This is a genomic window from Donghicola tyrosinivorans (genome assembly GCF_003003355.1).
Classification (GTDB): domain Bacteria; phylum Pseudomonadota; class Alphaproteobacteria; order Rhodobacterales; family Rhodobacteraceae; genus Donghicola; species Donghicola tyrosinivorans.
This window is the reverse complement of the sequence record NZ_PVTQ01000021.1, coordinates 1-23485: the sequence shown is the minus strand read 5'-3', so window position 1 is coordinate 23485 and position 23485 is coordinate 1. Positions and strand designations below refer to the sequence as shown.

Here is a 23485-nt window from a genome sequence, read left to right as displayed (position 1 = left end):
AATGGCACGTCTTCAACTGCATAACCTTGAGAAAACCTACGGCAACGGGTTCCGCGCCGTGCATGGCATCAACCTTGATATCGAAGAGGGAGAGTTCATGGTTTTCGTCGGCCCCTCGGGCTGCGCGAAATCCACCACTCTGCGGATGATCGCCGGACTGGAAGAGATCAGCGGTGGCGAGGTGCGCATCGGTGACCGGATCGTCAACGATCTGCAACCGGGCAAGCGCCACATCGCAATGGTGTTCCAGAACTACGCCCTTTACCCCCATATGAAAGTCCGCTCGAACCTGTCGTTCGGCTTGCGTCTGGCGGGTGTGCCAAAGGCCGAACGCGCCAAGGCCGTGGATGAAGTTGCCCGCATCCTTGAAATCGAGCCCCTTTTGGACCGTCTGCCCAAGCAGCTGTCGGGCGGACAGGCGCAGCGCGTGGCCTTGGGCCGCGCCCTGATCAAGAAGCCCGAAGTTTTCCTGTTCGATGAGCCGCTCTCGAATCTAGACGCGAAACTGCGTGCATCCATGCGGGTGCGCATCACCGATCTCCACCGCCGCCTGAAGGCGGAAGGCAAAGCCTCGACCGTGGTGTATGTGACCCACGACCAGACCGAGGCGATGACCATGGGCGACCGCATCTGTGTGATGCAGTCGGGCCATATCATGCAGGTGGCCACCCCCAAGGTACTGTACGATCAGCCCGCGAACCTGTTCGTGGCCAGCTTTATCGGCAGCCCCGAGATGAACCTGATCGACGGCAGCCTGAACGGCAACACCTTCACCACCGCCACCCAGCAGGTCGAGCTGCCCCCGCATCTACTGGGACGCCTGTCCAGCTATCCCAAAAAGGCGGTGCTTGGCATCCGGCCCCAGCACCTGCGGCTGGCGACAACCGGCCTGACCGCCACCCTCAAGAACGTCGAGTTCATGGGCCATGAGGTTTACCTCTACGCCAATCTGGATGGAACGGACGTTGTCTGCGTGGCCTCGACCGCGGAATTTGACGCGATGGACCGCAGCGCGGACCACCTGACGCTGCAACCAGACCCTGCCCACATGCACATTTTCGACCGCGAGAGCGGTGCGAATGTTTCGCTGCCCCAAGGGGCCGCGTGATTTCGGAAGATAGAGGAGGAGCTCCGAAATGAAGACCCTGATGACGACTGCCGCCCTTGCGGCCATGATGACCACCAGTGCCGCGTCTGCCGCCGATCTGCGCATGTCGTGGTGGGGCGGTGAAAGCCGCCATGTCGCGACCCAAGAGGCGCTGAAAATTTGCGGCGAAAAGCACGGCCACACCATCGCGCCCGAATTCACCGGCTTTGACGGCTACCTTGAAAAGCTGACCACCCAGATGGCGGGCGGCACCGAGGCGGACATCGTGCAGGTCAACTGGCCGTGGCTGCCGCTGTTCTCCAAGGACGGTAACGGCTTTGCCGATCTGAACGGCCTGTCCGATGTGATCGACCTGACCCAGCTGACCGAAGAACAGCGCGCCGCCGTGACCGTAGATGGCAAGCTGAACGGCCTGCCCCTGTCCACCTCTGGCCGCGTATTCTTCTTTAACCTGACCACGCTGGAAGAGGCAGGCGTTGCCGTTCCCACCACTTGGGATGAATTCTTCGCCGCTGCCGAGGCGCTGCGCGCCGCCAAGGGCGACGAATACACCCTCTTCAACGCTGTGAAAGAAACCGCGCAGTTGTTGGTGACGCTGGCAGTGGTTCAGAAAACCGGCAAGGATCTGGTGGACCCCGCGACCAACCGCGTGGCATGGACCGCCGAAGAACTGGCCGCCGGTATCGCGCATTACGGCAAGATGGTTGAAACCAAAGCCATCCGCTCGATGCAGGAAGATGCGGCTGCGGGCAACGTGAACCTCTATGAAAAGCCCGAATGGGCCGAGGGCAAGATTGCTGGCTCGTACGAGTGGGACTCGACCTACAGCAAATACGCGAAGCCGCTGAACGAAGGTCAGAACCTGCAAGCAGTTGCGCACCTGCGCTTTGACGATGCGGTTGTGGATGGCATCTACGCCAAGCCTTCGATGTTCTTTGCGGTCTCGGCCAATGCCAAGGACCCCAAGGCAGCCGCGCAGATCGTGAACTGCCTGCTGAACGAAGCCGAAGGCATCGATGCATTGGGTGACACCCGTGGTCTGCCTGCCTCGGCCATCGCGGCCAAGCGCCTGACCGACGCCGGGGCGATCAACCCCAACGTTGCAGCGGCAAATGCCATCGTGATGGCGGCCAGCGGCCCGACCATCTCGCCCTTTAACGAGCATCCCGAGGTGCGCGGCATCTTCATCGATACGCTGGAAGAATATGCCTACGGCATGATCAGCGCCGATGAGGCCGCAGAGGTCATCATCGACGGTGCCAACAAAGTGCTGCGCGGTTTCGACCCCAGCTAAGCCCCCTGCCCTGTCGCGACCTCCCAGCGCGGCAGGGCGATTTATGAGATCAAAGGTTAAGACGGACATGCTTTCGCTGACCGCACTTTCGGTGCGTACAATCGCCTTTTGCTATGCTCCGGACGGGGCGCGCTATGCCCTGCCCGCAGAAGTCCAATGGACCTTGAGCGGCGCGGGCATGGTGCGTCAGGGCCAGACCCGTACCGCCCTGACCGTGGTGGATGATCTGCGGCCCGATACCGATTACACGCTGATGGTGCAGGGTAAGGTGCTGTCGTTCCAGACGCCCGCCTGCGCCGGTCTGGTGAACATCGCCGATCATGGCGCGGTCGCAGATGGCCCCGACACCGCCGAACACGCCGCCGAGAATGCCCGCGCGATCATCCGCGCCATCGGCGCCGCGCCCAAGGGCGGCACGGTGCTGATCCCCGAAGGAACGTGGATTAGCGCCCCCGTCGCCCTGCGCAGCGATCTGACCCTGTGGCTGAAAGGAACGTTGAAGGCCCCCGCAGATCGGACCGGTTGGCCGATCCTGCCCGCCCGCAACCACGCCGGTAAGATGCTTGGATCGTGGGAAGGGCTGCCCGCCGATTGCTTTGCCGCACCGCTTTACGCTGTGGGCACCAACTGTCTGACCATCGCTGGCCCCGGCGCTTTGGAAGGCGGCGGGGATCGCGGCGACTGGTGGACCTGGCCGAAAGAGACCCGCCAAGGCGCCCACCGCCCCCGTGGGCTGCATCTGGTGAACTGCCAACAGACGCAGTTGATCGGGTTCGCCGTGCGCAACGCGCCCTCATGGACCGTGCACCCGCAGGGCTGCCAGGACCTGACCATCGCGGGCCTGCACATCAGCGCCCCCGATGACAGCCCCAACACCGACGGCTGCAACCCCGAAATGTGCCAGAACGTGCGCCTGACCGGCGTGCGCTTTTCCGTGGGCGACGACTGCATCGCCATCAAAGCAGGCAAGCGCGGCGATGCGGGCGAAGAGGATCACCTGACCGCCACCCGCGACATCACCATCTCTCATTGCTTGATGGAGGCTGGCCACGGCGGCGTTGTCCTTGGATCAGAGATGAGCGGCGACATCACCGACATCACCGTTGCCGCCTGTGAAATGCGGGGAACCGATCGCGGCCTGCGCCTCAAGACCCGCCGCGGGCGGGGTGGCAGGATTGATCGCATCACCTTCCGCGATGTGGCGATGACAGATGTAGAGACCGCCTTCAGCGCCAACGCCTTTTACTACTGCGATCACGATGGCCACGACGATTGGGTGCAGACCCGCGATCCCGCGCCTGTCACGCACCTGACCCCGCAGATCGGCCGGATCGAGGTATCAGACGTCTCGATCACCGGAATATCCCACGCGCTTGGGGCCTTCATCGGCCTGCCTGAACAGCCCATCGGCCCAATCCACCTGACCCGCATCACCGTGCAGGATCTGAACCCCGATGCCATTCCTACGGCCCCCGTTATGGCCGATCACATCCGCCCCCTGCGCCACGCGGGCATCGCGCATGAGTATGCGCAGATCATCGCGGACACCGACATTCCGATCGAAGAAGGCGGGCTGACCCTGCTTTCGGAAAGGACAGACTAATGGACTTGCTTGACTACTTTGATGCCTATGCCCGCGACTACCGCGCCTATAAAGACGGGCGCTGGTGCTATGAGGACGGCCTGCTGTATCTGGCGCTGGTGCGCCTGCACCGCACCACAGGCGAGGCGCGTTGGCTGGACCATCTGCGCCGTCTGGTAGATGCGCAAGTCACCCCCGAAGGCCAAATCCGCGACTATGAGGTGGGTGAGTATAACATCGACAACATCCTGTCGGGCCGCAGCCTGTTCCATCTGGCCGACACCACTGGCGATGCCCGCTATGAAGCCGCCGCCGATGTGCTGGCGGGCCAGTTGGCCAGCCACCCCCGCATTGATGCGGGCAACTACTGGCACAAACAGCGCTATCCCCATCAGGTCTGGCTAGACGGCCTCTATATGGGTCTGCCGTTTCAGTTGGAATACGGTCTGCGCCGAGGCGATGCCGCGCTGGTCCAAGACGCTTTGGCCCAAGTTCAGACCGCACTGGCCTTCACCAAAGGCCCCGCCGGTCTTTACATCCACGGCTATGATGATGCCCGCCAGCAGCCTTGGGCCGATCCGGAAACCGGCCTTTCGCCCGCTGTTTGGGGCCGCGCTGTCGGCTGGCTTGCGATGGCGCTGGTTGATCTGGTGGAACTGCTGCCCGACGATCCCCGCGCCCCGCGCGAGGCTGCCCGCGCCCTGCTGGAGTCGGTGATCGCACAACAGCAACCCTCTGGCCTCTGGCATCAGGTGATGTGCATGCCTGACCTGAAGGGCAACTATGAGGAAAGCTCGGCCAGTGCCATGTTCTCTTACGCCATCCTCAAGGGCGCACGTCTGGGCCTGATCCCCGACAACGCCCAAGGCCTACGCGCCCTGACAGCCCTTGAAGGCAAGTTGTCCCCTATCGATGGCCGCACCCAACTGACCGACATTTGCTGTGTCGCAGGGCTTGGCGGATTTGACGGAGTTTATCGAGACGGCACGCCCGAATACTACGTGACCGAACGCATTCAACCCGACGATATCAAAGGTGTCGGCCCCTTCGCCTACGCCTTGACCGAACGAATTCAAGCCGCCGCTCACGCCTGAAACACCCCTCAAAGGACGACCCTATGACCCTGACCGTCACCACCCGCCACGCCATTCACCCAGACCACGCAAAGGGCATGGACACCGCCGCCCTGCGTGACAACTTCCTTGCGCAAGACATGTTCAAGGACGGCGAAATCCGCCTGATCTACACCCACTACGACCGTTTCGTCATGGGCGGCGCGGTGCCGGCGGGGGGCGATCTGACCCTTGATGTGGTGGCCGAGACCAAGACCGCCACCTTCCTTGAGCGCCGCGAGATGGGCGTTGTAAACATTGGCGAGACCGGCACCATCACTGCCGATGGCCAGACCCACACGCTGGAACATGGCGAAGTCCTCTATCTGGGCATGGGCACCGGCGCGGTGACTTTCAGCGGCGCGGGCCGCTACTACATCACCTCGGCCCCTGCCCATCAGGCCTATCCCACCCGCCTGATCACCATGGCCGAGTGCAAAGAGGTCCATATGGGCGCGAGCGAGACCAGCAACAAGCGCACCATCAAGCAGTTCATCCACCCGCTGGTGATGGAAAGCTGCCAGCTGATCTTGGGCTATACCACGCTGCACGACGGCTCGGTCTGGAACACGATCCCCTCGCACATCCATGATCGCCGGATGGAGGCGTATCTCTACTTCGGCATGGCCCCTGAATCCCGCGTGCTGCACCTGATGGGCGAGCCGCAGGAGACCCGTCACCTCTTCATCGGCAACGAAGAGGGCGCGATCTCGCCGCCGTGGTCAATTCACTCGGGCGCAGGCATCGGGGCTTATACCTTCATCTGGGCGATGGCAGGCGATAACGTCGATTACACCGACATGGACTTTATCCAGCCCGAGGATCTGCGATGAGCCGCTTTTCCCTTGCAGGCAAAACCGCCCTTGTGACCGGCGCCAACACAGGCATCGGTCAAGCGATTGCGGTCTCGATGGCGGAAAACGGAGCCCATGTGATCGCCGCAGGCCGCCGCAGCTGCGCCGAGACCGTGGCCGCCATGGGCAGCGGCGAAGAGCTGCTGCTGGATCTGTCCGATCCCATGGCCGCGAAGGATATCTTCGCGGATCGTCAGGTCGACATTCTGGTGAACAACGCAGGCATCATCCGCCGCGCCGACGCGGTAGACTTTACCGAAGAGGACTGGGACGCGGTGATGGACCTGAACGCCAAGGCGCTGTTCTTCACTTGTCAGGCCTTTGCCAAGGCGGTCTTTGCCCGCGAAGGCACAGGCAAAATCGTCAACATCGCCTCGCTTTTGTCGTTCCAAGGGGGCATCCGCGTGCCGTCCTACACCGCGTCCAAGCACAGCGTTGCGGGTCTGACCAAGCTGCTGGCGAATGAATGGGCCGCAAAAGGCATCAACGTGAACGCCATCGCACCGGGGTATATCGCCACCAACAACACCGAGGCCCTGCGCGCTGACCCCGCCCGCAATCAGGCGATTTTGGAGCGTATCCCCGCAGGCCGCTGGGGCGATCCCCGCGATATCGCGGACACCGCCACCTATCTGGCTGCACCAGCCTCAAACTACGTCCACGGCGCGATCCTGAACGTGGATGGCGGCTGGCTGGCAAGGTAAACGGCACCCATGATTTCCGTACGCGCGGGGGCCAACCCGATCCTGCGCGTACGCTCGGGCCTCCAGCCCACAAAGAAATTCATAGAAAATCACTACTTTTCATGAAAAGGTGAAATAGAAACCCTTTTTCATGGAAAGTAAGTGCATTTCATGGATGCCCGCGATCATCACCGTTTTTCAGACGCCGTCAGCGTTTTTCGGGAAATGCGCTTGCCAGAGCCTGCGGTGCCCTCTGGCTACGCAGCCTTGATCGAGGCGTATGATCTGCGCGTCCCGCATCCACTAACCATGTGCGCGATAGGGTCACGCCACAAGGTGTTTGAAGCCGAAGGTTGGCGCATCTACACACCAAGGCACGCCCCCGCCGCGACGCTGGAAGGACATCTGACCTTTGCCCTGAAATATGAGGGCCTTGATCTGGCGGTACTAAAACGCTTGTTTCAGGCGGTTGAACCGTCGGATCTTGAGGCAATGATCGCAGCCAAGCCGACCAGCGCCTATATGCGGCGGATTTGGTTCTTATATGAATGGTTGCTGGGGCGGGCGCTGGACTTGCCGGACGCGAAATCAGCAACCTATGCCGACATCGTCGACACCAAAATGCAATGGGCGGGCAAGGGAACGACTTCGACCCGCCACCGTGTCCGCAACAACCTGCCAGGCACGCCAGATTTTTGCCCTATGGTGCGCCGGTCAGACACCTTGGACCAATTTGTGCAGATGAAACTGGATGCGCAGGCGCAGGCGATCATTGGGAAGATTTCCGGCAGCCTCTTGGCCCGCACCGCAGCCTTCCTTTTGCTGAAGGATTCAAAATCCAGCTACGCGATCGAGGGCGAAGCCCCTCCGCATGACCGCATCCAGCGCTGGGGCAAAGCCATCGGTGAGGCCGGAAAATACCCCCTGAACGAGACCGAATTCCTGCGTCTGCAACAGATCGTCCTTGGCAAAGACAACCGCTTTATCAAGATGGGGTTTCGAAAGGATGGCGGCTTTGTCGGCGAGCATGAGCAAGACACGCGGATGCCCCTGCCGGACCATATCAGCGCGCGGCCAAATGATTTGCCCGATCTGATCCGTGGCATGATCGCCTTTGATCAGGACCATGCGCCCGATCTGGACCCGGTGATCGCAGCCACCATTCTGGCCTTCGGCTTCATCTATATCCACCCGTTCGAAGACGGCAACGGACGCATCCACCGCTACCTGATCCACCACACCCTAAGCGCCCGCGGCTTTAATCCGCCGGGCTTGGCCTTTCCGGTCTCTTCGGCCATTCTTGACCGCATTCTTGACTATCGTGCGGTGCTGGAAAGCTACTCTAAGCGGGCCTTGCCCCACATCGACTGGCGCCCGACAGCCAAGATGAATGTTGAGGTGTTGAATGATACGGGCGACTTTTACCGTTTCTTCGACGCAACGCCCCAAGCGGAATTCCTGTTTCAATGCGTGGAACGCACGATCACCCATGACTTACCCGAAGAAGCAGACTTCCTCCGGCGCTATGATCTGTTCCGATCCCGTATCGAGGCGCATGTCGATATGCCCGCCTCCATGATCGATCTCTTGTTCAACTTCCTCAAGCAGAACAACGGCCAGCTTTCAAAGCGGGCACGGCGGGCAGAGTTTGCCATGCTGACCGATGTAGAGGCCGAAGATTTTGCGGCGATCTATCAAGAGGTTTTTCAGGGTGATCAGCCGTGAACAGCCAAGGCCGGACCACTGCTGCCTTAGGTTAAACGGTTATCGCACCCGCGCCGATCTCTCCGGTGAATCCCAGCGAAGCTGAGGCTGCGCGACCGGCTTCACGTAGCAGCGCCACATACTCAGGCTTTTTCGCCTCATCGAAGCGGAACAGAGGGAAGGCGATGGAAATAGCCCCCACTGACCGGCCCGCGTGGTCCAGAACCGGTGTTGCCATACAGCGCACGCCTGCCTCGGATTCCTCAATCTCTTCGGCGTAACCCTGAGCATGAATTCGGATCAGTTCTGATCGCAAGGCTTCAGTATCAGTGATTGTCTTCGGGGCCAGTTTGACCAGATCCATCTGGGCAAGACGGTCATTGATCTCGTCCTCGCTGCGCCACGCCAACAGGGCCTTACCCAACGAAGTGCTATGAATCGGGTTCCGTTTGCCCAAGGTCGAATGCATCGAGAGACTATAAGCCGAGTCATATTTGTGGATGTAAGCCACCCGATGATCGGTGCCGTCCAGAACCCCCAGATTGATGGACTCGCCCGTAGCGCGGGACAGTTTTCCCATTTCGCGGTCGGCGACCCGCAGCAAATCCGCCTGCCCCGACAGCGTCCGCGCGCCCAGAGAGAACAGTTTTAGCGTCAGACTGTATTTCTCGGTCTCGGGGTCCTGTTCGACATATCCAAGCTCAATCATGGTCTGCAGCAGCCGGTGCGCCGTGGTCTTTGACGTCATCGCGGTCTGCGCCAGCTCGGCCAAACCAACGCGTTTTTCATCAACCAGCGATTCGAGAACAGCAAAGACCTTGAGAACAGCGGCGGCGTTTTCGGTTTTTTGTGGTTTCTGAGCCATGGTCGGTGTCCTGAAAATTCTGGAACAGCATTCTGTTTTTCTTGGGAAATTAAGTCAAGGCGACCATTTGAGCGCCCGAACACCCTGATATTCATACGACAACTAGCAGAAACCCCAATGACAAGATAGGGCTTGATTAAATATTTGGACTGTGCATTCTTAATTTTCGAAACGGCATTCCGAAAATAGTAAAGGCCGTTCCGGAGGAGTTCTGACCATGACCATGCACCCGCTTTTGCGGCAGAAGGATCGCTTTATCAATCGCGCCGGAGTGATCGAACTGATCGACCGGCTGACCGATAACCTGATCAATATCACCGACGAAACGGGCGAATTTCTGCTGCGGCTAGAGGATGGCCGCGTCATCGACACCAAGGGATGGGCCGGTTGGGAATGGACCCACGGCATTGGCCTTTATGGCTTGTTGAACTACTGGAAGCAGACCGGCAACAAGGACGCGCTTAAGATCATAACTGATTGGTTTGAGGCGCGTTTATCCGAGGGCACCCCCACCAAGAATATCAACACGGTTGCCCCTTTCCTGACGCTGGCATGCCTTTACGAACAAGACCCCAATCCGGTCTGGGTGCCTTACTTGGAAGCATGGGCCCAGTGGGTCATGCACGAAATGCCCCGCACCCACGAAGACGGTCTACAACACATCGTCTACAACAGCGTGAACGACCAGCAGATGTGGGACGACACCTTGATGATGAGTGTCATGCCGCTGGCCAAAATCGGACTGGTTCTGAACCGCCCCGAGTATGTGGAAGAGGCGAAATACCAGTTTCTAGTCCACGCGCAGTACTTGTCTGATAACTCATCAGGCTTGTGGTTTCACGGGTGGACCTTTGACGGCGATCACAACTTTGCCCGCGCGCTTTGGGCGCGTGGAAACAGCTGGATCACCATCGCCATCCCCGAGTTCATCGAGCTGCTGGACCTTGCCCCCAACGATCCGATCCGCCGCCACTTGCTCTCCCTGCTGGGGCGGCAGGCGCGGACGCTGAAAGGGTGCCAACACACCAGCGGGCTGTGGCACACGCTGCTCGATGACCCTGATAGCTACCTTGAGGCCTCGGCCACCGCAGGCTTCGCCTATGGTCTGATGAAGGCCGTGCGCAAACGCTATCTGCCCGCCGACTACCTGCCTGTGGCCGAAAGTGCCGTGAAAGGTGTGATCGACAACATCAACCCCGAAGGAGAGCTACAGCAGGTGTCCTTCGGCACCGCAATGGGCAGCGACCTGAACTACTACCGTCAGATCCCCCTGACCTCGATGCCCTATGGGCAGGCGATGGCCATGCTTTGCCTGTCGGAATTCCTACGATCCTACATCTAACCCGTTTTCAGAAATTTTTTGGTTTCAGGAGGAGAGAACCAATGAATAAACCCCTATCCACGCTGGCCTTTTTGGCTGCCACCATCGCCGTCACCCCCGCTATGGCCGAGACCCTGCGCTTTGCCTATGCCAGCAACGCCACTCCGACCGTCGAGGCAATGCAGAAATTCGGCGAGTTGGTGTCGGAAAAGACCGGCGGCGAAGTAACCGTCACCTATTTCCCCGACGGGCAACTTGGCGGCGAACGCGAACTGGTCGAGATGGTACAGGCGGGCAGTCTGGACATGACCAAGGTTTCGGGCGGCCTCTTGGAGAGTTTCACCCCCGTCTACGGCGTCTTCCCGATGCCCTACCTCTTTGACAACGAAGAGCATTTCTACGCGGCGATGGACAACGCCGACATCATGGGACCGATCTATGAGGCCAGCCGCGATACCGGTTTCGTGGGGCTGACCTACTACAATAGCGGTGCGCGCAGCTTTTACACCGCCAACAAGCCGATCAATGGCGTCGCCGACCTCAAAGGCCTGAAGTTCCGTGTCCTGCAAAGCCCGACCTCGATCAAGATGGTCGAAATGCTGGGAGCGACCCCCGTGGCCATGTCGCAGGCCGAGGTCTACACATCCCTGCAGCAGGGGGTTCTGGATGGGGCAGAGAACAACGAATTCGCCCTAACCATCGCCCGCCATGGCGAGGTCAGCAAGTACATGTCCTATGACATGCACACCCGCATCCCCGACATCATGCTGATCAGCAGCGCCACCTTGGACCGCCTGTCGGACGAACACCGCACCGCCGTGATGGAAGCCGCCAAGGAATCCACCGAGTTCCACAAAGCTGCTTGGGGTGCCTCGATCGACGCGGCCAAAAAGGAATGCGAAGAGCAGTTCGGCATCGAATTCCTCTACCCTGATGTCTCCGAATTCCAGGCAGCCGTGGCCCCGATGTATGATGAACTGAAGGCCGAGCCCGAGAAATACGCCGTGTTCGAAGCCATCCGCGCTGTGGCACCGGCCAAGTAAATGAAGCACCTGCGTGATCTTCTGGATCGGGTGGTTGGGGGGCTGTGCGCAGCCCTCCTTCTGGCGCTGGTCGGGGTGCTGACATGGCAAGTGCTTAGCCGCTACGCCCTGAATGCGCCCTCGACCTATTCCGAGGAAATCCTGCGCTACGGTGTGATTTGGCTGTCCCTTCTTGGGGCGGCCTATGCCACAGGCCAAGGCACTCATATGTGTGTGGACCTGCTGCGGGAATTCAGCAGTGGCTGGCGCAAACGAGCGCTGGAATTTCTGGTCCCGCTGGGTCTGATGGCCTTTGCCAGCGTCACCTTGATCTACGGTGGATACAAGGCAACGGCGATTGCCGCCCGCCAAGTCAGTTCTGTCATGCAAATCCCCATGAGCTGGGTCTATCTGGCGCTGCCCGTCGGCGGCACGCTGATGATCCTCTACTGCCTTTTAAACCTATACGATTTAATCACTGGCACCCGCGATCTGCCCGACGCGGCAGAACGTGCCGTGGCCGCCGGAGACTGACCCATGGCCGGAGAAGCCTCGTTCATCCTGATTGCCGTCTTCGGTGTATTGGCCCTGTTGGGCTTGCCCCTTGCGGTGGCGATTGTCGCCGCCGCCTTTGCCGCCGTAGCTCTGGTGCTACCTTTCGACATGGCCGTCTTTACGGCCGCCCAAAAGATCGTCGCCTCGCTGGACAGCTTTTCCCTGCTGGCTGTACCGTTCTTTATTCTCTCCGGCGTCATGATGAACTCAGGCGGGATTGCCCTACGGCTGGTGAACTTTGCCAAGCTGATTGCGGGCCGAATCCCCGGATCGCTGGCGCAGACAAACATCGCGGGCAACATGTTGTTCGGCAGCATTTCCGGCTCGGCGATTGCGGCGTCCACGTCAATTGGCGGCGTCATGGTGCCCATTCAGGCCAAAGAAGGCTATGATCGCGACTTTGCAGCGGCGGTGAACATTGCCTCTGCGCCCACGGGCATGCTGATCCCACCCACGACCGCTTTTATCATCTACTCGCTCATCTCTGGCGGCACGTCGATTGCAGCCCTGTTCATGGCAGGCGCTGTGGCGGGCACCCTTTGGGGCATCGGCATGATGGCCCTGACAGTCGCGATTGCAAAGCGACGGAACTATCCGCTGGCCCCAAGCCCGTCGATACGCGAGGCGCTGAATGTCACGTGGCAAGCCATTCCTAGCCTCATGCTGATCGTCCTGATCATCGGCGGCATCCTCTTTGGCATCGTCACACCGGTCGAGGCCTCTGGCATCGCGGTCCTTTATACTATGGCGCTGGCCTTTCTGATCCACCGGACCATGCCGATCAGCGCCCTGCCACGCTTTTTGATCGAAACCTCAATGATCACTGGCACAATCATGCTGCTGCTGGCGGCCTCGGCGACCCTATCGTTTGCCATGGCCTTCACTGGCATTCCCGCAGCCGTAACCGCGCTGGTGTTAGGCGTGTCTGAAAACCCCATCATCGTGATGCTGATCATCAACATGATCCTTTTGGTGGTTGGCTGCTTTATGGACATCGGCCCTGCGATCCTGATCTTTACCCCGATCCTGCTGCCCATCGCCCAGAAAGTGGGTGTCGATCCGGTGCATTTCGGCACGATCATGGTGTTCAACCTTGCGATCGGCACCATCACCCCGCCCGTTGGCACCGGCCTGTTCGTTGGCGCCAGTGTCGCCGGTGTTCGGGTCGAACGCGCGATCCGCGCCCTTGGCCCCTTCTACCTACTTCTCTTTGCAGTGCTGATGCTGGTGACCTACGTCCCTGCCATCTCAATGGCGCTGCCGCGGGCCCTTGGCCTGTGACCCACCCCTCAAAGGACCAGCCTATGACCCTGACCGTCACCACCCGCCACGCCATTCACCCCGAGCACGCCAAGGGCATGGACACCGCCGCCCTGCGGGACAACTTCCTGGCCCAGGACATGTTCAAGGACGGCGAAATCCGCCTGATCTACACCCATTACGACCGTTTCGTCATGGGCGGCGCGGTGCCTGCGGGGGGTGATCTGACCCTTGATGTGGTGGCCGAGACCAAGACCGCCACCTTCCTTGAGCGCCGCGAGATGGGCGTTGTGAACATTGGCGAAACCGGCACCATCACTGCGGGTGGCCAGACCCACACGCTGGAGCACGGCGAAGTCCTCTATCTGGGCATGGGCACCGGCGCGGTGACTTTCAGCGGCGCGGGCCGCTACTACATCACCTCGGCCCCTGCCCATCAGGCCTATCCCACCCGCCTGATCACCATGGCCGAGTGCAAAGAGGTCCATATGGGCGCGAGCGAGACCAGCAACAAGCGCACCATCAAGCAGTTCATCCACCCGCTGGTGATGGAAAGCTGCCAGCTGATCTTGGGCTATACCACGCTGCACGACGGCTCGGTCTGGAACACGATCCCCTCGCACATCCATGATCGCCGGATGGAGGCGTATCTCTACTTCGGCATGGCCCCTGAATCCCGCGTGCTGCACCTGATGGGCGAGCCGCAGGAGACCCGTCACCTCTTCATCGGCAACGAAGAGGGCGCGATCTCGCCGCCGTGGTCGATCCACTCGGGCGCGGGCATCGGGGCTTATACCTTCATCTGGGCGATGGCAGGCGATAACGTCGATTACACCGACATGGACTTTATCCAGCCCGAGGATCTGCGATGAGCCGCTTTTCCCTTGCAGGCAAAACCGCCCTTGTGACCGGCGCCAACACAGGCATCGGTCAAGCGATTGCGGTCTCGATGGCGGAAAACGGAGCCCATGTGATCGCCGCAGGCCGCCGCAGCTGCGCCGAGACCGTGGCCGCCATGGGCAGCGGCGAAGAGCTGCTGCTGGATCTGTCCGATCCCATGGCCGCGAAGGATATCTTCGCGGATCGTCAGGTCGACATTCTGGTGAACAACGCAGGCATCATCCGCCGCGCCGACGCGGTAGACTTTACCGAAGAGGACTGGGACGCGGTGATGGACCTGAACGCCAAGGCGCTGTTCTTCACTTGTCAGGCCTTTGCCAAGGCGGTCTTTGCCCGCGAAGGCACAGGCAAAATCGTCAACATCGCCTCGCTTTTGTCGTTCCAAGGGGGCATCCGCGTGCCGTCCTACACCGCGTCCAAGCACAGCGTTGCGGGTCTGACCAAGCTGCTGGCGAATGAATGGGCGGCAAAAGGCATCAACGTGAACGCCATCGCACCGGGGTATATCGCCACCAACAACACCGAGGCCCTGCGCGCTGACCCCGCCCGCAATCAGGCGATTTTGGAGCGTATCCCCGCAGGCCGCTGGGGCGATCCCCGCGACATCGCAGACACCGCCACCTATCTGGCTGCACCCGCCTCAAACTACGTCCACGGTGCGATCCTGAACGTCGATGGCGGATGGCTGTCAAGGTAAACGAAAAGCGCCGCCCGATTAGGGGCGGCGCATCTTAATCCGGCTTAAACCGTTTCTTCGGTTTGGACATAGCCGCCGTTGTAGCTCTCGCTCTTGCGGCGGACTTTTGAGTGTTCGACCACCCGATCACGGGCCGCGCCGCGGAACTCCTCAATCGAGGCAAAGCCCTTGCGGTCCAGATAGTCCGACAGATCGCTGGTCAGCTCTTGGATCAGTTGCACGCCGACCCCGCCGCTGCCCTTCTCTTCCATCGCCGCCGTGCAGACCTGCAAATTGCCCGCCCCGTGGACGATAAAGTTGAACGCCTCGCGGAAGCCCTTGATCCCGCCGATGCCCGAAATCGCCTTGTCCGGATAGGCGCGGGAAATGTCGTTCACCCGCTGCAATGCCTGATGCAGAATGGCCAATCCGCCCAAACCGCCAGAGGTCACAAGGCCATCGACCTCAACCTCGAACTTCATGGTTTCGGGGTCCATCAGGGGCAAAGAGGGGAAGGTGTTGCACAAGGATATTGAGGCCGCGCCTGCCTCATAGGCCGCGCCTGCGGCATCCACCAACGTCGAGGTCGCGGGCGTCAGTTTCACCCAGATCGGCACATCCACCGCACTGGTGACGGCCTTCAAAACCGCGCGGATGATATCTTCGTCGTTGGCGATATGGGCGCCCATATCCTTGCGGTCCATGTGGGGGCAGGACATGTTCAGCTCTAGCGCATCGCAGCCCGCGTTCACGCAAGCGCGGGCCAGTTTGCGCCAGTTCTCCATCTCTGCCTCGCCGCCAGCCCCCGCCATGATCGAGCCGATCAGCATCCGGTCGGGATAGGTGGTCTTGATCTCTTCCAGATCAGGCAGCCACTGTTCCAGCGGCTGGTCCGAGATCAGTTCCCAGTTCCAAGAGGAATGGGACACCGTGTCGGGGCGTTTGTAGCGCGACACATAGGGTTTCTCTTCGCTGGCCCGCTGGTAGATCGTCTTTGGACCGGCCACGTTTTCCACCGGATGCAAGCCGATGGTTTTCGTGACAACCCCGCCCCATCCGGCCTCAAATGCCTTCAGGATCTTGCGCTTGCTCTCGGTGGGAGGTGCCGAGGCAAGGATGAACGGGTTAACGAAGGTAAGGCCGGTAAACTGCGTGATCAGCTTGTCTGACATAATAATTCCCCTTGGACCGACCTTCAGGATCGACAGTTTTTGACCATCCAGTCAATAAATATCGGATGGCTTTTGCGGTCCGATGATAAAAATGCATAAAATACGCTGATTTTATGGGCTAGCCGCAGGGTTCAAGACAAGCGCTTCATAAGAAAAGGCCGCGGCAGAACGGATCTGCCACGGCCATTGTTCGCAAGAGCGAGCCGATTACTTCGGCAGCAGCACTTTATCGATGACGTGGATCACACCGTTCGACTGTTTGACATCGGCGGTGGTGACTTCGGCGGCATTGCCGCTTTCATCAAAGATGAACACGCTCCCCGACGGCGTGACTTGCGCAGACAGCGCATCGCCCGACACGGCATTGAAATGGTAGAACCCATCGGACGAGCTCTTGGCGGCGGCGACGATGTCAGCGGCGCTCCAATTGCCTGCAACCACATGGGCGGTCAGGATTTTGGTCAGCATATCCTTGTTTTCAGGCTTCAGCAGCGTGTCCACGGTGCCAGCGGGCAAAGCGTCAAAGGCGCTGTTCACCGGTGCAAAGACGGTAAAGGGGCCTTCGCTTTGCAGGGTATCCACAAGGCCAGCGGCCTGTACTGCGGCAACCAGCGTGGTGTGATCGGCCGAGTTCACGGCATTCTCGACGATGTTCTTGTCCATGAACATGGGCGCACCACCCACCATCGGATTGCCGGTTTCCGAATGCGAAGCGGCATAGGCACCAGTGGCACAGGTCAGAGCCAGAGCGGCAGCAACAATCAAAGTCTTCATCTGAGTTTTCCTCCAGGGTTTGTACTTTGAATACGCAGGGTTCAGAGAAAAGGATGACGGATCGAGATCACATTAATTGTAAGTTTCGTGACTGGACTGTTTGCTGTTGAAAGCTAAGGCAGCGGCGCTCAGGAAACCGGACCGGCCCCCTTCATCGCCTCAAAGATCGTCTCCAGATGCTGGCGCATGGCCGTTGCGGCCTCATCCCCTTGCCCCTGCGCGATACAAGCGACGACCTTTGCATGCTGCTCACAGTGAAACGTCGTGAAGGTCGACACCCCAAGCCGGCGGTAGGTCTGTTCCCATTCCCGCTGCCAAGCGGCGTGGCGGCGCACGCCAGTCAGGTAGTCCAGCAGGCCCAATAGGATCGGGTTGCCGGTCACCTCGGCAAGACCGCGATGGAATGCGGCATCCAGTTGTTCACATTCAGATCGGGTAGTGGCGGCGCGTCCGCGGGCGATCAGATGGTTCAGCCAAGCGATCTGCGCGGGCGAGGCCAAAACTGCAGCGTCTGCGGCGACGGATGGTTCAATTGTCATCCGCGCCTGCATCAACTGGAGCGGCGTCGCCCCTTGCACAAGGATCGCATCGCGAACCGGATGACCCGATGGGCGCGCGCCCAGAAAGGTGCCTTGGCCCACATGCCGCCAAAGCTCGCCCCGCATTTCCATCTCGGCCAAGGCGCGGCGCAGGGTTTCGCGACTGCACCCAAGAATACGCGACAGTTCCCGTTCCGGCGGCAGCTTGTCCCCGACGCGCAGACCGGCCTTGGTGATATGGCGCTCCAGCGCCTCGGTGATCTGTTGTCTGCGTGTCATCGGCTCTCCCCCACCAGACCAATTTGCAGACCAATCCAGCGGCATGCAACAGACTGCGCCGTCACGAGGAGGACAAACATGCTGACATATGTCGTACTGGCCGTCGCAGGACTGGGGGCCGGCGTGCTGAATGCCATCGCAGGAGGCGGCACGTTCCTGTCGTTCCCCGCCCTTGTCTGGGCAGGCGTGCCCCCGATCATGGCCAACGCGACGGCAACATTTGCCGCCCTACCCGGCTATGCCAGCAGCGCGTGGGCCTACCGCAAAGAGATCGCGGGCGGCGGCAAACCTTCGCTGCGCCAACTGATGGCGATGGCTGTGTTGGGCGGCCTGATCGGCGCGGGCCTGCTGCTGGTCACCCCCGAAGAGCTGTTCTCCGGCGTTGTCCCGTGGCTTTTGCTGCTGGCGACCATTGCCTTTGCAGTAGGGCCGTCGTTCCTGCGGTATCTGACCAAGACGGGGCGTCAGACCTCGGTTCCTGTGGCCTTGGTGATCGTTCTCAGCGTGGCGATCTACGGCGGCTATTTCAACGGCGGGCTTGGTATCCTGCTGCTGGCGGCCTTTGGCCTGATCGGCATGACGAACCTGCACCACATGAACGGGCTGAAGAACCTGATGTCCTTTGTGCTGTCGGTGGTGTCGGTGGCAACATACTCCGCCGCTGGCCTGATCGACTGGGGCTCGCTTGTCGTGGTCGGGGTGTCCTGCGCGATCGGCGGATATCTGGGCGCGAACTTTGCGCGCAAGATCAAGAACACCGCGTTGCTGCGCGTTTTCATCATCACGGTGGGCTTTGTTATGGCCGCGCTGTTCTTCATGAAATAGGTCATGCGCCGCCCGATTGGGGCGGCGCCTACCCCCTTAGCCCCAAGGGGTCACAAGGTATTTCTCGCCCGTTTTCATGGCGCGATAGTCCAGCACCGCATCGCGGGTCAGCATCTGTTCCAGCGTGACGCGGGTCTTGTAGTGGCTGGCAAAAGTGGTGGTCAGATTATCCCGCACCCGCTGGCGCATCCGCATCACGGTGTCCCGCCCGATAGCTTGCAGGAAGGGGAACATCAACCAGCCCGAAAGGCTCCACCCGAACCCATAGCTGCGGGTCAGGGTCGTGGGGCTGTTATCAAGGCGGCCGTAGATATACATCCGCTTCATCTGGTTCGAGCCATAGCGCGAATATTCGGTCATCTGCTCATAGGCGACGCGCTCCATCGCTTTGAAGGCCGTGTCCACCAGCGTGCCGCCCCCGATGGGGTCAAAGCCGCAAAACGCACCTGTTTCGCGGATCGCATCGGTCAGTTGCTCAAAGAAATCACTGTCCGAGGCATTCACCACATGCTTTGCCCCCTGCCCTTTCAGCAGGTCCACATGCTCGGCCTTGCGGACAATGTTCACCAGTTCAATCCCGTCCTCAAGGCAGATGCGCGTCAACATCTGCCCTAGGTTCGAGGCCCCCACTGTGTGCAAGATCGCCTTGGCCCCGTCCGCCTTGGCGGTCTCCACAAACCCCAAAGCAGTCATCGGGTTGATAAAGGCGCTGGCCCCCTCTTCTGCGGTGTGATCGCCCAAGGGCAGGCACAGATTGGCATCCGCCAAACAATACTCGCTGTAGGCACTGCCCGGCACGCAAGACACCCGCTGCCCCACCAGCGCCTGCGCAGCGGAGCTGTCGCCAGCGGCGATCACCGTGCCTGCGCCTTCGTTGCCTGCGGGCAGCTTCAACCCATGCCGCGCTTTTGAAGCGGCGTTCACCGGCGCAGGCAGCTTGGCCACGAATTTGCCAGCCGAGTATTCGGCGTTCTCCACATCCGCGCCACCGACCAGAATGGCCAAATCCGAGGGGTTGATCGGCGCGGCCTCCATCCGGACCAGCACCTGAGCGCCGGTGGGATCAGGCAGCGTCACATCCTCAAGCGCGACGGTCAGCGTGCCGTCCGCCTCCAGCGTGGTGAACAACTGTTTGCCGGTGGTGGCCATGGGCGCGGTCCTTTCAAGGTGAGTGTTTGCGCGAACGGTAGCTTAGGGTGGACGGGCCGCCTACCCCAACGTTGGGTCATGGAATGTCGCGCATTCCAAAGATCACGTCAGACGAGATCTCTGCCGACCATCACGTCAGCGCCTGCTGTCGTTGTTTCAAATGCCATGAATACATTGGAACCTAAACGATCCATATTCAAACCGTTACAAACACTATCACATTGCTGCATTGCGAGCGCATTTGCGGTCTCTTATTCTGGGAATATGGTTATCGGGCGCCCGAATAAGCGGGCGACATGGAGGCTGCAACCTCCACCCCGCCCTGACCGTAACGTGTCGTATGGAGACAACGTCATGGCTATGGCCTCCCTAAACGCATGCGCGAGCGTTCGCAATATCGCGCCCCCTCTTGGACATCCGGGATCACCTCCGTCGCCTGATACCATCAGGCGGCATTTGCAGTCTTAATCAGACCCGCTCTGCGCCTTCAGCACAGGCCACTGCCCTCCGGCAGCGATCCGTCCTGCTGCGTCCAGCGATCTGACTTTCCCAAGCTATTTGGCCGTTCCGGCCTTGATCTCACTAACCTCAGATTCCGAGGAGGATACCCTATGCCCAAAGGCAACACACCCGCACCCGACTACGTCATCCTGCCCGAGAGCGGCCTGCGCCTCTACCTGCCCCGCGGCAGCAACCATGTTCCCGCAGAAGTTTGGGTGCCCTACCCCGGCCCAATCCCGAAGGACTGGCACGCCATCGCCGAGGCAAAAGGCTTCGCCATTCACAGCCGCATTCGTGACAAGTTCCATCTGTGCCTCCAGTGCCAGACCTGCGGCGCCCTCACTGCCCAGAAAGTCTTCACACTGCGCACCGCGCAGCCTGCCTGCGTTGCCTGCCAATGTCAGGCCCGCGAAGACCTTGCGCAGGCGGCAGGTCTGTCCTTCCTGCACCGCGATCCTTCGAACCGCCACTATGGGATTTTTCGCGCCCCTTGCGGGCACAAGATATCCCGACAGTTCGCGTTTCTAGAGCGTATCACCGCCGGCGAAGTCGCCCATCGCTGCGAATACTGCCTCGAGGATCGGGACCGCGCTGAGGCCCAAAGCATCGGCTGGAACCTGCTTTGCAGAGACCCTGATGACGCCAATTATCGGATCTACCAGCACAGCTGCGGCCATGTTCAGCGCGTCGCCCGCACGAATATGCATTGGGGTCAGGTGGACTGCGCGGGCTGCGGGCAAAGCTGGACCTCGCGCCCGTCGAACATCTACCTGTTGCAACTGACGTGGCCCGATCAGGATCAGCCGTGGATCAAGCTCGGCTTCAGCAACCATCCCGAAAAGCGGTTCCGCCATCAGTTGGGCTTGGCCGAGGATGTCGACGTGGACTTGCTTCGGAACGTACCGTTTGAAACCGGACATGAAGCCTGCTGCGTGGAGAAGAAGCTCCACGCGACCTTGCGCGAAGCCCATCCCGATCAGGTGGTTCCCCGACCAGAGCTGGAAGACCGCATCAATGTGGTCTCCGAAGTCTATCGACCAGATCGGCTGCAAACCATCCTCACCCTCTTTGATCGCGTCGTGACCAAAGAGGCCAGTTAAGTCTGCCTCCCAAGGGCCGCGTGTGATCAACGCGGCCCTTTTCTTTGAAGCATTCCACGGCTTCACCTGCGTTGCCTCTTGGCAAAGTTTGTCATAACCTTGCTGGAAAAGGAGATCGTCATGGGCACTATGAATATCTCGCTACCTGATCAGATGAAGTCTTGGGTCGAAGATCAATCGAAGTCAGGCCGCTACGCCAATTCTAGCGATTATGTAAGGGACCTGATCCGCCGTGATCGGGCTCGTGTCGAAGCGGTTGCCGAGATTCAGGCGGCTGTCGATGCGGGCCTTTCCAGCGGGGCCGCCACTCCGCTGGACCGGGACGCGTTCAAGCGCCGGATGCGCGACCCGAATGGCGGAGTATAAAGCATGGGGTCTGCGGCCCGCAGCCGAGGCTGACCTCAGCGAAATCTGGCGGCACAGTGCTGTGACATGGGGGCCTCAGCAAGCGGATAGCTATGTAGATGCGTTGTTTGCGACTTTCGATCTGTTGGCTGACTTTCCCCAAATGACACCGGTGAGATCCGAGTTCACCCCGCCCGTGCGCATCCATCCCAGCGGGACCCATCTGGTAATTTATCAGATGACCGATCAGGGCATCGACATCATTCGCCTACTACACGCCCACCAAAATCTATTTGCCTATTTACAGGAAAGCTGAGGCCGCGCGCTGATCAACGCGGTCCTTTTGATTCTGGCATGCTGTGACTCACTGTCCTGAGTTTGGCGAAACGTTGCGATTTGACCGCGATCGCACCGCCTTCTGCGACGCGCAAACACAAATTTTTCCGAAGTACACCCCACCCGATCTACTGCCCACATCCACACCAAACGGCATCTCGGGCGGTGCGGGAGATGTCTTTTATCAAGAAGGCCGTCAGGGCCGCCGCGATAAAAGCAGGGGTGACGGTTTACCGTCGCCATACCCTGCTTGGCAGCGATTTACGGGTCGATGCGCATGTCGATCTGCCGAATACCCTGAGTATACCTCTCCGTTGACCATATTCGAACCCTGTGGCGCCCGAAAATTAACTGCTCCAGTAAACATCAGATTTTTATAAGTTTTTCTGAGGTTTTTCGCTAATCGATTCTACACTCATGGAAAGTTGAATGCGAGTTCACCATGAGTAAAGACACAGATATCACCAGCGCCAGAGAGGCGTTAGAGCATCTAAAGACACAGCCCCCCAAACGCGGCAGTCCGCTGATGGACCTGGTGCGTGAGCTTGCCGAAGACATCCGTGCAGCGATGTTGGAGGGGCATACTCTGACAGACATCGTGGCTGCGCTGAACGCAAACCGCGACGCAGATCAGCAGATCAACCCGCAGACCTTCAGGAACTATCTCCAGAAGGCTCGGGCTGAACAGGGTCTCGCGCCAGTGCAGCCCAAACGCGCGCAGCCGACGCAGACAAGGCCCGTCAAAACCAACAGCAAATTTGTGCAACCCGAGCCAACTGCTCGGCCGCACACCCGCCCTGACGCGCACGTGGCGCGCCAGATTCCTACTCAAAAGACGAACGGTCGAAACATGAAAGGTGACCTATGAAGAGTGTAATTTTTATCCATGGCGACAAAGGGGGCGTGGGCAAGACGCAATGCGCCACGCGGACTGCGGCAGCTTTTGAAGCTGCGGGGCGACCGCTCACGCTAATCGACGGCGACGTCAAAAACCCAGGCCTTCACATGCTGTTTGAAGACCGAACCACATGTGTGGACCTACGGACTGCGGTGGGCATGGAAGAGATGCTCGAAACCATCGTCAGCAGCCCAGATGACGTGCTGATAGACCTGCCCGCCGGAGGGTCGGACGCAACCGCAAAGATGACCTCTGACGGGTCTGCCGAGGGCATGATCGATCTTGCATTCTTGCTAGATCAGATCGACGCCCGCGCGGTGATGCTCTTCGTGATCGACCAAAGCCGCGAAGTTCTTGCGGCGCTTCGCGACGAACTGGCGGTCTTCGCAGGCCACCAACCCGACTGGGTTGTGGTGCGGAACCATTTCCAAGACCGGCCCTTTACCCTCTTTGAAGAGAGCATGACCAGACAAACCCTGTCGGAAATTGGCGGACAGATCGCCGACATGACGCGCCTTGACCCTGCGGTAGTCGCCTTCATGGCCAATACCGGATGCAACCTGAACACCATTCACGACCACGCGGACGCCAGTCTGATCCCCAAGATGCGCGCTGCCTCTGCCTTGCGCAC

At 60.0% G+C, this 23485-nt stretch carries 24 protein-coding genes; 19 read left to right on the top strand and 5 right to left on the bottom strand.

What is annotated here, in order from left to right:
- Position 1 precedes the first annotated feature (1 nt).
- From CLV74_RS19590 to CLV74_RS19560, 7 genes are all read left to right on the top strand, one after another.
- On the top strand, positions 2 to 1108 hold the full coding sequence (locus tag CLV74_RS19590; RefSeq protein WP_106268205.1) for an ABC transporter ATP-binding protein: 1107 nt from the start codon (positions 2 to 4) through the stop codon (positions 1106 to 1108).
- Positions 1109 to 1136: 28 nt separating this feature from the next.
- Entirely contained in the window at positions 1137 to 2402 is a 1266-nt protein-coding gene (locus CLV74_RS19585; protein WP_106268203.1) for an ABC transporter substrate-binding protein, read from the top strand.
- Between the two features lie 67 nt (positions 2403 to 2469).
- Positions 2470 to 4005, top strand: a complete 1536-nt coding sequence (gene pglA / locus CLV74_RS19580) for a polygalacturonase PglA (RefSeq protein ID WP_106268201.1) — start codon at positions 2470 to 2472, stop codon at positions 4003 to 4005.
- Positions 4005 to 5078: a glycoside hydrolase family 88/105 protein gene (locus CLV74_RS19575; RefSeq protein ID WP_106268199.1), complete on the top strand. Its 1074-nt coding sequence runs from the start codon at positions 4005 to 4007 to the stop codon at positions 5076 to 5078. Before pglA ends, CLV74_RS19575 begins: the two co-directional genes overlap by 1 nt.
- Positions 5079 to 5101: 23 nt before the next feature.
- Entirely contained in the window at positions 5102 to 5929 is an 828-nt protein-coding gene (kduI, locus tag CLV74_RS19570) for a 5-dehydro-4-deoxy-D-glucuronate isomerase (protein ID WP_106268197.1), read from the top strand.
- Positions 5926 to 6654: a 2-dehydro-3-deoxy-D-gluconate 5-dehydrogenase KduD gene (kduD, locus tag CLV74_RS19565; protein ID WP_106268195.1), complete on the top strand. Its 729-nt coding sequence runs from the start codon at positions 5926 to 5928 to the stop codon at positions 6652 to 6654. The genes kduI (CLV74_RS19570) and kduD (CLV74_RS19565) overlap by 4 nt, the downstream gene beginning before the upstream one ends.
- Positions 6655 to 6804: 150 nt before the next feature.
- Positions 6805 to 8358 (top strand): Fic family protein, encoded by a 1554-nt coding sequence (locus CLV74_RS19560; protein ID WP_106268193.1) that lies wholly within the window; start codon positions 6805 to 6807, stop codon positions 8356 to 8358.
- A gap of 31 nt (positions 8359 to 8389) precedes the next feature.
- On the opposite strand, the gene kdgR is transcribed toward CLV74_RS19560, so the two are convergent.
- Entirely contained in the window at positions 8390 to 9202 is an 813-nt protein-coding gene (gene kdgR / locus CLV74_RS19555) for a DNA-binding transcriptional regulator KdgR (RefSeq protein WP_106268190.1), read from the bottom strand.
- 217 nt (positions 9203 to 9419) lie between these two features.
- Between kdgR and bglB the strand changes: the two genes are divergently transcribed.
- From bglB to kduD (CLV74_RS19525), 6 genes are read left to right on the top strand one after another with little or no spacing between them, the layout of a single operon-like run.
- Positions 9420 to 10544, top strand: a complete 1125-nt coding sequence (gene bglB, locus CLV74_RS19550; RefSeq protein ID WP_245888619.1) for a beta-galactosidase BglB — start codon at positions 9420 to 9422, stop codon at positions 10542 to 10544.
- A gap of 41 nt (positions 10545 to 10585) precedes the next feature.
- Complete coding sequence (locus CLV74_RS19545; RefSeq protein WP_106268188.1) at positions 10586 to 11566, top strand: TRAP transporter substrate-binding protein; 981 nt, start codon at positions 10586 to 10588, stop codon at positions 11564 to 11566.
- Positions 11567 to 12079: a TRAP transporter small permease gene (locus tag CLV74_RS19540; protein WP_106268186.1), complete on the top strand. Its 513-nt coding sequence runs from the start codon at positions 11567 to 11569 to the stop codon at positions 12077 to 12079.
- A gap of 3 nt (positions 12080 to 12082) precedes the next feature.
- Positions 12083 to 13381: a TRAP transporter large permease gene (locus CLV74_RS19535; RefSeq protein ID WP_106268184.1), complete on the top strand. Its 1299-nt coding sequence runs from the start codon at positions 12083 to 12085 to the stop codon at positions 13379 to 13381.
- Positions 13382 to 13404: 23 nt separating this feature from the next.
- Positions 13405 to 14232 (top strand): 5-dehydro-4-deoxy-D-glucuronate isomerase, encoded by an 828-nt coding sequence (kduI, locus tag CLV74_RS19530; RefSeq protein ID WP_106268182.1) that lies wholly within the window; start codon positions 13405 to 13407, stop codon positions 14230 to 14232.
- Complete coding sequence (gene kduD, locus CLV74_RS19525) at positions 14229 to 14957, top strand: 2-dehydro-3-deoxy-D-gluconate 5-dehydrogenase KduD (RefSeq protein WP_106268180.1); 729 nt, start codon at positions 14229 to 14231, stop codon at positions 14955 to 14957. Before kduI (CLV74_RS19530) ends, kduD (CLV74_RS19525) begins: the two co-directional genes overlap by 4 nt.
- Before the next feature lie 44 nt (positions 14958 to 15001).
- Here kduD (CLV74_RS19525) and CLV74_RS19520 read toward each other — a convergent pair whose 3' ends face one another.
- The 3 genes from CLV74_RS19520 to CLV74_RS19510 all read right to left on the bottom strand — a co-directional run bounded on the left by CLV74_RS19520 (position 15002) and on the right by CLV74_RS19510 (position 17700).
- Entirely contained in the window at positions 15002 to 16108 is a 1107-nt protein-coding gene (locus CLV74_RS19520; protein WP_106268178.1) for a tRNA-dihydrouridine synthase, read from the bottom strand.
- A gap of 207 nt (positions 16109 to 16315) precedes the next feature.
- Entirely contained in the window at positions 16316 to 16882 is a 567-nt protein-coding gene (locus tag CLV74_RS19515) for a fasciclin domain-containing protein (RefSeq protein WP_106268176.1), read from the bottom strand.
- A 128-nt stretch (positions 16883 to 17010) separates the two neighbouring features.
- Positions 17011 to 17700, bottom strand: coding sequence for a FadR/GntR family transcriptional regulator (locus CLV74_RS19510; protein WP_170108117.1), 690 nt, complete (start codon positions 17698 to 17700; stop codon positions 17011 to 17013).
- Positions 17701 to 17778: 78 nt separating this feature from the next.
- On the opposite strand from CLV74_RS19510, the gene CLV74_RS19505 reads away from it, so the two are divergent.
- Positions 17779 to 18525 carry a sulfite exporter TauE/SafE family protein gene (locus CLV74_RS19505; RefSeq protein WP_106268171.1) on the top strand — a complete coding sequence of 249 codons (747 nt, stop codon included), beginning with the start codon at positions 17779 to 17781 and terminating at the stop codon, positions 18523 to 18525.
- Between the two features lie 36 nt (positions 18526 to 18561).
- On the opposite strand, the gene CLV74_RS19500 is transcribed toward CLV74_RS19505, so the two are convergent.
- On the bottom strand, positions 18562 to 19674 hold the full coding sequence (locus tag CLV74_RS19500) for a zinc-binding dehydrogenase (RefSeq protein ID WP_106268169.1): 1113 nt from the start codon (positions 19672 to 19674) through the stop codon (positions 18562 to 18564).
- A gap of 611 nt (positions 19675 to 20285) precedes the next feature.
- On the opposite strand from CLV74_RS19500, the gene CLV74_RS22920 reads away from it, so the two are divergent.
- The 5 genes from CLV74_RS22920 to CLV74_RS19475 form a co-directional block, all read left to right on the top strand.
- The gene (locus CLV74_RS22920; RefSeq protein ID WP_170108116.1) at positions 20286 to 21275 is read left to right on the top strand and encodes a hypothetical protein; all 990 of its coding nucleotides are present in this window, start codon (positions 20286 to 20288) and stop codon (positions 21273 to 21275) included.
- Positions 21276 to 21395: 120 nt separating this feature from the next.
- Positions 21396 to 21641, top strand: a complete 246-nt coding sequence (locus tag CLV74_RS19490) for a type II toxin-antitoxin system ParD family antitoxin (protein WP_106268167.1) — start codon at positions 21396 to 21398, stop codon at positions 21639 to 21641.
- Entirely contained in the window at positions 21628 to 21936 is a 309-nt protein-coding gene (locus CLV74_RS19485; RefSeq protein WP_106268165.1) for a type II toxin-antitoxin system RelE/ParE family toxin, read from the top strand. The genes CLV74_RS19490 and CLV74_RS19485 overlap by 14 nt, the downstream gene beginning before the upstream one ends.
- Positions 21937 to 22482: 546 nt before the next feature.
- Positions 22483 to 22824: a hypothetical protein gene (locus CLV74_RS19480; RefSeq protein ID WP_146134988.1), complete on the top strand. Its 342-nt coding sequence runs from the start codon at positions 22483 to 22485 to the stop codon at positions 22822 to 22824.
- A partial coding sequence (locus CLV74_RS19475) for a nucleotide-binding protein (protein WP_146134987.1) occupies positions 22821 to 23485 on the top strand: 665 nt, incomplete at its 3' end. The genes CLV74_RS19480 and CLV74_RS19475, both read left to right, overlap by 4 nt.